This window comes from Pseudomonas sp. 21LCFQ010, assembly GCF_024129905.1.
Classification (GTDB): domain Bacteria; phylum Pseudomonadota; class Gammaproteobacteria; order Pseudomonadales; family Pseudomonadaceae; genus Aquipseudomonas.
In genome coordinates, this window is record NZ_JAMYDZ010000016.1 from 1 (window position 1) to 12,548 (window position 12,548).

At 59.0% G+C, this 12,548-nt stretch carries 13 protein-coding genes and 1 pseudogene; 3 read left to right on the plus strand and 11 right to left on the minus strand.

Annotated features, from left to right (window positions below):
- Positions 1–239, plus strand: a pseudogene (locus tag NJC38_RS17960) (IS630 family transposase); the annotation flags it as partial.
- Between the two features lie 76 nt (positions 240–315).
- On the opposite strand, the gene NJC38_RS17965 reads toward NJC38_RS17960, so the two are convergent.
- From NJC38_RS17965 to rplM, 7 genes are all read right to left on the minus strand, one after another.
- A complete protein-coding gene (locus NJC38_RS17965) occupies positions 316–735 on the minus strand; it encodes a ClpXP protease specificity-enhancing factor (RefSeq protein WP_045487960.1) in 420 nt (139 codons plus the stop codon).
- Positions 736–752: 17 nt separating this feature from the next.
- Complete coding sequence (locus NJC38_RS17970) at positions 753–1,370, minus strand: glutathione S-transferase N-terminal domain-containing protein (protein ID WP_253116293.1); 618 nt, start codon at positions 1,368–1,370, stop codon at positions 753–755.
- Positions 1,371–1,593: 223 nt separating this feature from the next.
- Complete coding sequence (locus NJC38_RS17975) at positions 1,594–2,373, minus strand: cytochrome c1 (protein WP_253116295.1); 780 nt, start codon at positions 2,371–2,373, stop codon at positions 1,594–1,596.
- Positions 2,373–3,584: a cytochrome bc complex cytochrome b subunit gene (locus tag NJC38_RS17980; protein ID WP_045487951.1), complete on the minus strand. Its 1,212-nt coding sequence runs from the start codon at positions 3,582–3,584 to the stop codon at positions 2,373–2,375. Before NJC38_RS17980 ends, NJC38_RS17975 begins: the two co-directional genes overlap by 1 nt.
- Entirely contained in the window at positions 3,584–4,177 is a 594-nt protein-coding gene (petA, locus tag NJC38_RS17985) for a ubiquinol-cytochrome c reductase iron-sulfur subunit (RefSeq protein WP_253116297.1), read from the minus strand. The genes NJC38_RS17980 and petA overlap by 1 nt, the downstream gene beginning before the upstream one ends.
- A gap of 254 nt (positions 4,178–4,431) precedes the next feature.
- Entirely contained in the window at positions 4,432–4,824 is a 393-nt protein-coding gene (gene rpsI, locus NJC38_RS17990; RefSeq protein ID WP_045487946.1) for a 30S ribosomal protein S9, read from the minus strand.
- Between the two features lie 14 nt (positions 4,825–4,838).
- On the minus strand, positions 4,839–5,267 hold the full coding sequence (gene rplM / locus NJC38_RS17995; RefSeq protein WP_045487943.1) for a 50S ribosomal protein L13: 429 nt from the start codon (positions 5,265–5,267) through the stop codon (positions 4,839–4,841).
- Between the two features lie 473 nt (positions 5,268–5,740).
- On the opposite strand from rplM, the gene NJC38_RS18000 reads away from it, so the two are divergent.
- Positions 5,741–6,637 carry a GlxA family transcriptional regulator gene (locus NJC38_RS18000; RefSeq protein ID WP_162484354.1) on the plus strand — a complete coding sequence of 299 codons (897 nt, stop codon included), beginning with the start codon at positions 5,741–5,743 and terminating at the stop codon, positions 6,635–6,637.
- Positions 6,638–6,742: 105 nt separating this feature from the next.
- Here NJC38_RS18000 and zapE read toward each other — a convergent pair whose 3' ends face one another.
- The 3 genes from zapE to NJC38_RS18015 form a co-directional block, all read right to left on the minus strand.
- A complete protein-coding gene (gene zapE, locus NJC38_RS18005; RefSeq protein WP_045487938.1) occupies positions 6,743–7,837 on the minus strand; it encodes a cell division protein ZapE in 1,095 nt (364 codons plus the stop codon).
- Between the two features lie 62 nt (positions 7,838–7,899).
- On the minus strand, positions 7,900–9,249 hold the full coding sequence (locus NJC38_RS18010) for a tryptophan--tRNA ligase (RefSeq protein ID WP_253116299.1): 1,350 nt from the start codon (positions 9,247–9,249) through the stop codon (positions 7,900–7,902).
- Between the two features lie 27 nt (positions 9,250–9,276).
- Entirely contained in the window at positions 9,277–9,906 is a 630-nt protein-coding gene (locus NJC38_RS18015) for a thioesterase domain-containing protein (RefSeq protein ID WP_253116302.1), read from the minus strand.
- A 144-nt stretch (positions 9,907–10,050) separates the two neighbouring features.
- On the opposite strand from NJC38_RS18015, the gene NJC38_RS18020 reads away from it, so the two are divergent.
- On the plus strand, positions 10,051–10,485 hold the full coding sequence (locus tag NJC38_RS18020) for a DUF1043 family protein (protein ID WP_045487934.1): 435 nt from the start codon (positions 10,051–10,053) through the stop codon (positions 10,483–10,485).
- A gap of 158 nt (positions 10,486–10,643) precedes the next feature.
- Here NJC38_RS18020 and cysN read toward each other — a convergent pair whose 3' ends face one another.
- Positions 10,644–12,545 carry a sulfate adenylyltransferase subunit CysN gene (gene cysN, locus NJC38_RS18025; RefSeq protein WP_253116303.1) on the minus strand — a complete coding sequence of 634 codons (1,902 nt, stop codon included), beginning with the start codon at positions 12,543–12,545 and terminating at the stop codon, positions 10,644–10,646.
- Positions 12,546–12,548: the final 3 nt, after the last annotated feature.

Genomic DNA, 12,548 nt, shown 5'->3' on the forward strand with positions numbered 1-12,548 from the left:
ACAGCATCCATTTCACCCCCACGTCTGCCTCATGGATGAATCTGGTGGAGCGTTTCTTCTCAACACTGAGCGAGAAATGGATCAAGCGCCAGGCTCATGTCAGCGTGAAGGATTTAGAGGCCTCAATTGAGTACTACCTGGAAACCTACAACCAGAATCCGAAGCCATTTCGCTGGCACAAAAAAGCGAACGAGATCCTGGGTTCCGTAGCGCGTGCAGCAAAAGCATTGGGTAAGTAGTTTTTCGCCCTACTTGTGAAACACCACACTAGCTGCGCACAGAGATAAAAAAGGCGATCCACCGGATCGCCTTTTTTTATTTCACCACTTTCAGGCTTGGCCTGCCGCTGGGGCGTGGCGGCTCGCTGTCAGGGGGTGAAGTCTCTTCATCCATTTCGATCTCTTCGACATCACGCTCTTCCAGAGCCGGCTCCATGTCAAAGACCATACCCTGGCCATTCTCCCGGGCATAGATGCCCAGAATCGCGCCGACAGGCACATACAGGGTATGGGGAACACCACCAAAGCGGCCTTCAAAGCTGACTGCGTCGTTGTCCATGTGCATCTGCCGCACGGCGCTGGGGGAGACATTCAGGACAATCTGGCCATCATTGGCAAAGCCCTGGGGGACCTGCACCGACGGATACTCGGCATTGACCAGGATATGCGGGGTACAATCGTTATCTACAATCCACTCGTAAAGAGCACGAATCAGATAAGGGCGACTGGAGTTCATCAACGGCTCCTTAAGCCTTAGCGCATTTCACGTTCAGCAGCAGACAGGCTTGCCTGAAATGCTTCGCGCGCGAACTGGCGCTCCATGTAATCGAGCAACGGCTTGGCGTGCCGCGGCAATTCAATACCCAATATCGGCAAACGCCAGAGTATGGGCAGTAGACAGCAATCGACGAGACTTTGCTCGTCACTGAGAAAAAAAGGTTTCTCGGCAAACAACACAGAGACACCTGTCAGACTCTCGCGCAGCTCCTTGCGCGCCTGTACCCGCTCGCCTTCCTTGCTACGCGGATCCAGGATCAGATCCACCAGCGCACACCAGTCACGCTGGATCCGGTGGGCCAGCAACCGGGTATTGGCTCTGGCCACCGGATAGACCGGCATCAAGGGCGGATGCGGATAACGCTCTTCCAGATACTCCATCACCACCGTCGGCTCGTACAACGCCAGGTCCCGATCGACCAGAGTCGGCAGGCTGCCGTAAGGATTCACCTCGATCAATTGCGCAGGCAGCCGGTCAGCCACCACATCGATGATCTCGGCAGCAACGCCCTTCTCGGCGAGCACGATACGTACGCGATGGGAATAGTGGTCGGCGGGGTCGGAATAACAGGCCAACCGATTGGTCACGCCCATGGTGATCCTCCTCGCTTGTAGAAATTTATGTAATACAAATGCAAACGCGCCCCGCAATGCCTGAGTAAGTGATCGTCAGCAGCAGCGAGCAGTTGCGGGCCACAAGATAGCTTATTTACCGATGGTAAATCTGCAATCCTGGCCCGCTACTATACCCGCACTGCGGCGATTCTCTTAATACAGTCACTCAGGGACGCGCAGGTTGACGGCTAAAACCCGCCGATCAGTGAATATCTTTCCAGTACTCGCGCTTCAACAGCCAGGCAAATACAAAGAAGAACGCGAGGTACAACAGCACCCAGGTGCCGATCCGTTGATGCTCAAGCTTTACAGGGTTGGCCGAGTAGGCCAGGAACGTCACCAGATTGCGGACTTTCTCATCGAACTGCTCCGGGTTGAGACTGCCCGTGCCCGCAATCACGGTCAGTTGATCACATGCCTCATGGGTCAGCGGTGAACCACTCAACGGGTCATATTGCTTCTTGCCGTCCACTTCCAGCGCCACCTGCTTGCAACCGATAACTTGACGCCCTTGCAGACCGGCCAGCACATTGGGCATACCGACATTAGGGAATACCCGATTGTTGACCCCCATAGGTCGCGACGGGTCTTCATGGAACGAGCGCAAGTAGTTATATAGCCAATCGGTACCGCGCACCCGCGCCACCAGGGTCAGGTCGGGCGGCTCGGCGCCGAACCAGGCCTTGGCGTCTTCGGCGCGCATGCTGCTTTTCATATGGTCACCGATTTTGGCACCGGTAAACACCAGCATCTGCAACATGGTTTCGTGCGCGATACCCAGATCGTCCGCCACACGCTCATAGCGCTGATACTTGGCCCCATGACAGCCCATGCAGTAGTTGACGAACGTGCGCGCACCGTCCTGCAGCGCAGCCTTGTCGGAGACGTCGATGTCGACCGGCTCCAGCTTCAGACCCGCTCCGGCCGCCAGAGCCAGCATGGGCAGGCAAGCCAGCATCAATACAGCGAATAGCTTTTTCATCAGCCTGTCACCCTCTCTGGAACCGGTTTGGTTTTTTCGAGCCGGGTATAGAACGGCATCAGAATGAAATACGCGAAGTACAGGAAGGTGCAGATCTGCGACAGCAATGTGCGCCCCGGGGTAGGCGACAACACCCCCAGCACCCCCAGCGTCACAAACGCCACGCAGAACACCGCCAGCCAAACCCGGCTCAGCCAGCCCTTGTAACGCATCGAACGCACCGGGCTGCGGTCCAGCCACGGCAGGACAAACAGCACAGCAATCGCAGCGCCCATTGCCATAACGCCCATGAGCTTGTCCGGGATCGCGCGCAAGATTGCGTAGAACGGCGTGAAGTACCAGACCGGCGCAATATGCTCCGGAGTCTTGAACGGATTGGCCGCTTCGAAATTGGGCTTTTCCAGGAAGTAACCGCCCATTTCCGGAAAGAAGAACACAATGGTGCAAAACACAAAGAGAAACACCGCAACACCAACGATATCCTTGACCGTGTAATACGGATGAAACGGAATACCGTCCAGCGGAACGCCGTTCTCGTCCTTGAGCTTCTTGATATCAATGCCGTCAGGATTGTTCGAACCGACTTCATGCAGCGCCAGGATATGCAGGACCACCAGGCCGAGAATCACGATCGGCAGGGCCACCACGTGCAAGGCGAAGAAGCGGTTGAGGGTGATGCCGGAGATCAGATAATCGCCACGAATCCACTCGGTCAGCGCATCGCCGATAAAAGGAATGGCACCGAACAGCGAGATGATCACCTGCGCCCCCCAGTAGGACATCTGCCCCCAGGGCAACAGATAGCCCATGAACGCCTCTGCCATCAGCGCCAGATAGATGAACATACCGAAGATCCACACCAGCTCACGAGGCTTCTGGTACGAGCCGTACAGCAGGCCGCGAAACATGTGCAGGTAGACCACGATAAAGAATGCCGAAGCCCCGGTGGAGTGCAGCAGACGCAGGATGGCGCCGTACTCCACATCACGCATGATGTACTCGACGGACGCGAAGGCATCTTCGGCGGTCGGCGTGTAGTTCATGGTCAACCAGACACCGGTGGCCAGTTGGTTGACCAGCACCAGCAACGCCAGCGAGCCGAAGAAATAGAAAAAGTTGAAGTTCTTGGGTGCGTAATACTTGCTTAGATGCTCTTCCCACATCCGGGTTGCCGGGAACCGCGCATCGATCCATGCCATGAATTTGCTCATCACGCTTTCTCCTGATCGACGCCGATGACAATGACCGTCTCGGACTCGTAGCTGTGCGGCGGCACCGGCAGATTCAATGGTGCAGGCTGCGCCTTGTAGACCCGCCCAGCCAGGTCGTAGCGCGATCCGTGGCAGGGGCAGAAGTAACCGCCCACCCAGTCAGCACCCAGGTCGGCTGGCGCGACTTCAGGACGAAAGGTCGGCGAACACCCCAGATGGGTACACAGGCCGACCAGCAGGAGGATTTCCGGTTTGATCGAGCGCAACGCCTGGTCGACATATCCGGGCTGCACCGAGGCCCTGGACTCAGGGTCCGACAGCTGCGCAGTACGCTTGCCCAACTCAGCGAGGATCTGCGGCGTTCGGCGCAGAATGAACACCGGCTGACCGCGCCATTCGGCGACCATCTGCTGCCCCGGCTCGATCTTGCCGATATTGACCTTCACCGGTGCGCCTGCGGCCTTGGCCTTGGCACTGGGAAACCACGACCCCACGAACGGGACCGCAGCCCCTACCGCCCCTGCTGCCCCGACTACCGAAGTCGCTGCAACCAGGAAGCGACGCCGGCCTGGATTGACGCCGTCATTGCTCATTCCGCCCTCTCCCGTCCACTGCAGCCTCTGATTGATCAGAGACCTGCACGATAAAATCTAGTCATTGCCAAGTGGCCGGGATGGTAAATAAAGCCCCTTCTGTCAACAAGGTCTTAAGACCCCTCAAAAGGTAGGAATAGCTGTAAACATTGACTTACAACAATGAGGCGATTTGCCACACAGCTAAATGAGAGGCATAAAAAAACGCCCGGCTTCCGAAGAAGCGGGCGTTCTTTTTGAGGCGTAAAAGCGAATTAACGCTTCGAGTACTGCGGACGCTTACGCGCTTTACGCAGACCGACTTTCTTACGCTCAACTTCACGGGCGTCGCGAGTAACGAAGCCGGCTTTACGCAGGGAGCTGCGCAGCGACTCGTCGTATTGCATCAGGGCGCGAGTGATACCGTGGCGGATTGCGCCAGCCTGGCCACTTACGCCGCCACCGATAACGGTGACGTAGATGTCGAATTTCTCGGTGGTCTCGGTCAGTTCCAGTGGCTGGCGAACTACCATGCGGGCAGTTTCACGGCCAAAGAACACGTCCAGCGAACGGTTGTTGATCGAGATGTTACCAGTGCCCGGACGCAGGAAAACGCGAGCGGTTGCGGTCTTGCGACGGCCAGTGCCGTAATTTTGAGTCGCCGACATAATCAACTATTCCGTTAAAACTTCAGTTCTTGGGGCTGCTGAGCAGTATGAGGGTGAACAGCGCCCGCATAGACTTTCAGCTTACGGTACATGTCGCGACCCAGCGGGTTCTTAGGCAGCATGCCCTTAACCGCGGTCTCGATCACGCGCTCAGGAGCCTTGTCGATCAGCTTTTCGAAGTTGATCGATTTGATCCCGCCCGGGAAACCGGAGTGAGAGTAGTAGATCTTGTCGGAAGACTTGGCACCAGTAACACGGATCTGCTCGGCATTGATCACGACGATGTAGTCGCCAGTGTCAACGTGCGGAGTGTATTCCGGTTTGTGCTTGCCACGCAGACGGCTCGCGATTTCGGTGGCCAGACGACCCAGGGTCTGGCCAGCAGCGTCGACGACGAACCAGTCGCGCTTAACTGTTTCCGGTTTAGCAGTAAAAGTTTTCATTCTTTATAGCCTCAGGGGCCGCCTGAAAAAAATAGACGGCGGAGCTTACTGAATAGTGCATTCTCTGACAAGCCAAACAGGCCAGCCGGAGTCAGCCGGAAACAGACGCTATCGGGGGCTCGGGTCAGCGCGTCCGCATACGGCAGATTCTTTAGCGACGGGGCATCACTCCCGCAACCAAGAGGTGGCGAATTATACAGGCTGCAACAAGAAGCTCAACCGGAATTTCGTCCTGTCCTCACCACCGGACATGAGCGGCGGGCCAGAGCCTTGGTGGTTATTGTTACAGGGGGTGCTTCAGGCTGGACAGGACCGGCAAAACATAAGACGATCCAGCCGTTGTTTGACCACTATTACCTATAAGAACAAAGATCATGCCGATACAACCCTGCGCCGTATTGCGGCGTGTGAGCATCCTGGCGATTGACCGGGTGTTCGCCTCAACCCTGATGCAGGCCAAGGATTTCTTCCATCTGGCCAGCCTGCGCTACAGCAAACAATTGGGCCACGGCATCAAGCCTGCCTTCGAAATCCGCCTGGTCAGCCCCGACGGCCAGCCCGTCAACAGCTTCAGCGATGTCATGCTGCCGGTCGACGGCGGCCTGGAGTCCAGCGACATCATTGTGCTGCCCGCCTTCTGGGATGACTTCGATGCACTTTGCCAGCGCTATCCGCAGGTACTGCCATGGCTGCGCGAACAGCATGCCAGAGGCGCAGTATTGTGCGCCGAAGCCAGCGGTGTGTTCTGGCTGGCGGCCAGCGGCCTGCTCGACGGCAAGGAAGCGACCACTTACTGGCGGTTCTTCAATGAGTTCACCGAGCGGTTTCCGAAAGTGCTGCTCAATCAGGACAAACACATCATCGATGCTGACAACCTGTATTGCGCAGGCGGCAGCACTTCGGCGTGCGATCTGTATATCTACCTGATCGAGCGGTTTTGCGGCGCCAACGTGGCCCAGGCCGTGGCCCGCGACATCCTGTATGAGGTACGGCGCAATTATTCGCCGGGGCGGATCGGCTTTGGCGGTCAGAAGCTGCACCAGGACATGATCATCCTGCAAATCCAGCACTGGCTCGAAGAACACTTCGCCGACAAGTTCCGTTTCGAGGACGTGGCCCGCGAACACGGCATGAGCATTCGCAATTTCATGCGCCGCTTTCAGGGAGCCACAGGCGACAAACCGCTGCACTACCTGCAACGGCTACGCATCGAAACAGCCAAAGGACTGCTCTCGGCCACGCGCAAGAGCATCAAGACCATCAGCTACGAAGTGGGCTACGACGACGCCAGTTTCTTCGCCAGGCTGTTTCGCCAGCACACAGAGCTTTCACCGAATCAGTATCGCCAGCAATTCCAGCAGGCGGCGTAGAAGCAGCTACAAGCGGTAAGCTTCAAGCTGCAAGAAGAAACAAGGCAGACCGTGTGCGGCTCTTGCTCCTTCTTGCAGCTTACCGCTTGAAGCTTGCGACTGCTTTCAGGGCTTGTGCGCCCGCGCCAGGAATTCGTGGGACTGCATCTCCAGCAGGCGGCTGAGGGTGCGCTGGAATTCGAAGTTCAGGCGACCACCGGAGTACAGGTCCTTGAGCTCGACTTCGGCCGAGATGATCAGCTTGACGTTGCGATCGTAGAATTCGTCGACCATGTTGATGAAACGCCGGGCGATGTCGTCGGTGGTCACGCTCATCTGCTCCACATCGCTGAGCAGCACGGCGTGGAAGATCTTGCCCAGTTCGATGTAGTCGTTCTGGCTGCGCGGGCCGTCGCACAGGTCGCGGAAGTTGAACCAGGCGACATCGTCACAGGTCCGCAGTGCGCGGATTTCGCGGTTTTCGATCATCAGCACGTCGTTTTCGACGGTCTGCGCACAGTCGGGCGTCAACGCCTTGAAGCTGGCGCGCAGGCTCTGCTCTGCGGCCTCGTCGAGCGGGAAGTGAAACAGCTCGGCCTGCTCCAGATGACGCAAGCGATAGTCCACGCCACTGTCGACGTTGACCACCTCGGTATGCTGCTTGATCAGCGCGATGGCCGGCAGGAAACGCGCCCGTTGCAGACCGTCCTTGTACAGACCGTCCGGCACGATGTTGGAGGTCGCCACCAGCGAAACGCCATTTTTGAACAGTTCTTCCATCAACGTGCCAAGAATCATGGCATCGGTAATGTCAGACACGAAGAATTCATCGAAGCAGATAATCCGCGCTTCTTCCGAGAAACGCTTGGCGATCACGGTCAGCGGGTTCTTCTCGCCCTTGAGGGTCTTCATCTCGTCGTGCACGCGCTTCATGAAGCGGTGAAAGTGCGTGCGCATCTTCTGCTCGAACGGCAGCGCGTCGAAGAAGGTGTCGACCAGATAGGTCTTGCCCCGACCTACACCGCCCCAGAAATACAGGCCTTTGACAATCTCCGGCTCCTTCTTGCCGAACAGCTTGCCGAACAGGCCGGGCTTGCTGTTCTGGGCGGCAATCAAATCGTCGTACAGGCGCTGCAGGTGACGCACAGCGTTTTCCTGAGCGGCATCATGAAAGAAGTCCGGGCGTTTCAGATCGGCTTGATATCGTTCCAGAGGCGTCATAATTGGTCAGCAGGGCAATAAAAGCGGGCCGACACTTTAGCGACGGCCCCGAGGAATGGCAATCAGTCCTGTTGAGGAGCCAACGCCGACTTGAGGGTTTCGATGGCCGCATCGCGGGCCACGGCATCCTTGAACACCGGGCTGTCAGCCACACAGGCATCGTCCAGCCACAGACTGAAACGGTCGGCCTCGGCGCGGATATCCAGCGCACCGCCCTGTTGCAGCTGTTTGCTGACCGCACCGGCCGCCTTGCCGTCGGCAAAAGTGCGCGACAGCAACAGTTGCTCACCGTCAGCAGCCAGCAGGCGGAAACGGAAACTGCCGTCGTCTTCGCGGAAGCTCACGAAGCGTGCCGCCTTGACGGCCTTTTTCTTGCCGCTGTCGGCGCTCTGCTGCACCGAACGGAACGAACGCAGGCCCACGGCTTCACGCAGGGTTTCAAGGAATGGCGTGGCAGTGCGACGGGCCTTTTGCGCGCCCGCCAGCAGAATGTCTTCCAGGTCGGCAGGGCGGGCGATCAAGCCCTGGTAAATCTCCCGCGGTTCGCTCAACTGCTCCTCGAGCAGATTGAACAGACGGCTCTTGGCCTCGCCCCAGCCCAGACCGTCGAGCAGTTCACTACGGAACGCTGCGCTTTGCTCGGCGGTGGAAAACGCCTGATACAGGGTAAACAGGTGCGAGTTATCAGGGTCTTTGGCCTCGCCCGGCGCCCGCGAGTCGGTAACGATGCGCGAGATGGCGTCCTTGAGGTCCTTGGCGCTGCTGAACAGCGGGATGGTGTTGTCGTAGCTCTTGGACATCTTGCGCCCGTCCAGGCCTGGCAAGGTCGCCACCGTTTCTTCGATCAGCGCCTCAGGCAAGGCGAAAAAATCCTTGCCGTTGCCAAACAGGTGGTTGAAACGCTGGGCGATGTCGCGGGCCATTTCCACATGCTGGATCTGGTCACGACCGACCGGAATCTTGTGCGCATTGAACATCAGGATGTCGGCCGCCATCAGCACCGGGTAGCTGAACAGGCCCATGGTCACCCCGGCGTCGGGGTCTTCGCCGTTTTCGACGTTCTTGTCGACCGACGCCTTGTAGGCGTGAGCACGGTTGAGCAGGCCCTTGCCCGCGACACAGGTCAGCAGCCAGGTCAGCTCGGGGATTTCCGGGATGTCCGACTGCCGATAGAAAGTCACCCGCTCAGGATCCAGACCGGCCGCCAGCCAGGTGGCGGCAATCTCCAGGCGCGAACGCTGGATGCGCTGCGGGTCGTCGCACTTGATCAGGGCATGATAGTCGGCCAGAAAGTAGAACGAATCGGCGCCAGGCTGGCGGCTGGCGACAACCGCCGGACGAATCGCGCCGGCATAGTTGCCCAGATGGGGAGTGCCGGTGGTGGTGATACCGGTCAGGATACGAGTGGTCATGGCAGGTCGCTTAATCAGTGAAGTGCATCAATTCGAGAGCCGGGGCATGACCAGATCCTTCAGATCCGTCAGCTTGCCGTGGAAGAAGTGTCCGCATTCTGCCACTTTCAGCAGCTCATGGGGGCGCGGCAACAGCGCCGACCAGTCATACACCAGCGCAGGCGCAATGACTTCGTCGGCGTCAGGCTGGATAACGGTCAGCGGCGCCTGCTGCGGCAGGGCGTCGTGATCCTTGAAGCGCGACACCGCCGGTGCGATCAGAAACACACGCTCCAGAGCCTCGCCACGGGCCTCCAGCTCGCCGCACAGCGATCCGGCGACATACCCACCAAAAGAGAAACCAAACACGGTGAGCGGCAGCTCAGGCTGCTGCGTGCGCAGCCAGCGAGCGGCGGCGCGGGCATCGTCGACTTCCTCGGTGCCAGCGACTGAAGTGCCGGCGCTGGCGCCCACTCCACGATAATTGAAGCGCAAGGTGCTCAAGCCGGCATCGCGGGCAGCACGTTGCAAGGTGGCAACCACCTTGTTGAGCATGGTGCCGCCCTGCACCGGGTTGGGATGGCAAATCAGCGCCACACCTTTCGCATCGGGCAGGTCCTGATAAAGTGCTTCGAGCTGGCCCTGCGGGCCGTCAATGAAAACAGGGGTTTCGCGCATAGCGGTGAAGAACTCCGTGACCCCGAAATGGGTAAACTCGTCTAGCTGATTGTCTGTGCCTGGCATATCGGCGACGCGTCGCGGCTATACAGCGCAGGTTCCAGCCGTTAACGTAATGCAAAGCCGTTTATAGAGGAAGGACTCGTGGAACACTCGCTCTTAGTTTGGTTGTTGCCGACTCTTGCCCTGGTTGCCGGTGTCGTCATTGGTTTCCTGGTCGCACGTCTGCTGCCCAACACCGTTCCGAACAGCACCCAGCGTCAGCTGGATGAGGTTCAGGAGCGTTTCGATACCTATCAGAACGAGGTGGTCACTCACTTCAACAGCACGGCTAATCTGGTTCAGAAGCTGACCCAGCAGTATCAGGAAGTCCAGGAGCACCTCGCTGAAGGCGCCAACCGCCTGGCACTGGACGAGCTGACCCGTCAACGTCTGCTGGCCGCCATGCACCCAGAGGCGCATCACGCACCACGCGATCGGCTGACTCCGCCACGCGATACCGAAGCGCCCAAAGACTACGCACCCAAATCGCCAAACTCCCCTGGCATGCTGGATGAGCATTACGGCTTGAAAAAGTAACCTGTACGCCGTTATGAAAAAGCCCCCGCGCCGCAAGGCCGGGGGCTTTTTCTTTGGTGCAGTGTCAGCGATACGATGGGAGTGGCCAGCCGGCGAATCCATGGTGGATGTACCACCGTCTTCGCCAGCAGAGCCTCCTACCGTGCCTCAGTAGGGCATCAGATCGCGCCGCGGCTACGCAGCACGTCCAGTACCAGCTTGACGCCCTCTTCCACACTCACGCGCTGGGTATCGATCACCAGATCGGCGTCCAGCGGCACGTCGTACGGGAACGACTCGCCCGGAATGTTATCGCCATTGGCGGCATACAGCCCCTGCGGGTCACGCTCACGGCAGACGCCTGGCGAAGCCTGCACGTAGACCGTCACCAGACGCTCTTTGCCGATCAACGCCTTGGCCTGCTCGCGGCCTTCGGCATCCGGCGCAACGAACGCGGCCAGGGTCAGCAGGCCGGCTTCGTTGAACTGGCGCGCCACATGGGCGGCGCGACGCCAGTTCTCGGTACGTCCGGCACGGTCCTGCGGCAGCCCTTTGTTCAAGTCATGACGCAGGTTCTGACCATCGAGCACATAGACCGAACGGCCCATGTCGAACAGCTTGCGCTCCACGGCATAGGCCAGAGTGCTCTTGCCGGCGCCAGACAGGCCGCTGAACAACACAGTGGCAGGCTGCTGGCCCAGACGCAGGGCGCGCTCTTCAGTAGAAACGTGAGCCTGCTTGCCGTGCTGGCCATTACCACCGTGTGGCAACACCGGTTGCGCGATGATCATGCCGGCACCAACAGTGCCATTGGTCAGGCGATCGATGACAATGAACGCACCGGTGGTGCGGTTGCTTTCGTAACCGTCCAAGGCGATGGAGGCATCGAGGGCAACCTTGACCCGGCCGATCTCGTTGAGCTGCAGCGCACTGGCGGCGCCGTGCTCAAGGGTGTTCACATCGACCTTGTGGGTGATGCTGGCAATCGAGCCCGGCACGTAGCTGGTAGCGCGCTTGATGTCATATTTCTTGCCCGGCAGCATCGGCTCTTCGGACATCCAGACCAGCATCGCGTCGAACTGGTCGGTGACCGGCGGCACGTTGTCGGCATGCACCAGCAGGTCGCCACGCGAGATGTCGATTTCGTCTTCCATGGTCAGGGTCACGGCCTGGCCGGGACCGGCCTGCTCCAGCTCGCCTTCATAGGTGACGATGGACTTGACCCGGCTGCTCTTGCCCGACGGCAGCACCACGACTTCGTCACCCTTGTGCACGATGCCGCTGGCCAGGGTGCCGGCAAAGCCACGGAAATTCAGGTTCGGACGGTTGACGTACTGCACCGGGAAACGCAGGTCGGTGAAGTTGCGGTCGGCGGCCACCTCGACGGTTTCGAGGATTTCCATCAGCGCGGGGCCGGTGTACCACGGCGAACGCTCGCTGCGGTTGACCACGTTGTCGCCCTTGAGCGCCGACATCGGCACGAAGTGCAGGCTGCTCGGGGTCAGGTTGATCGCCTCGGCGAACTTCAGGTAGTCGGCCTTGATCGACTCGAAAACCTGCTCGTCGAAGCCCTTGAGGTCCATCTTGTTGATCGCGACCACGATGTGCTTGATGCCCAGCAACGAGGCAATGTAGCTGTGGCGGCGGGTCTGGGTCTGCACGCCGTAACGGGCGTCGACCAGAATGATCGCCAGGTCGCAGGTCGAGGCACCGGTGGCCATGTTGCGGGTGTACTGCTCGTGGCCCGGGGTGTCGGCAATGATGAACTTGCGCTTGGCAGTCGAGAAGTAGCGGTAGGCCACATCGATGGTAATGCCCTGCTCGCGCTCGGCCTGCAGACCGTCGACCAGCAGCGCCAGGTCGATTTCTTCGCCGGTGGTGCCGACCTTCTTCGAATCGCGGGTGATGGCTTCCAGATGGTCTTCGTAGATCATCTTGGAGTCGTGCAGCAGACGCCCGATCAGGGTGCTCTTGCCGTCGTCGACGTTACCGCAGGTAAGGAAACGCAGCAGCTCTTTACGCTCGTGCTGCGCCAGATAAGCGAGGATGTCTTCGCTGATCAAATCGGATTGGTGCGACATGGA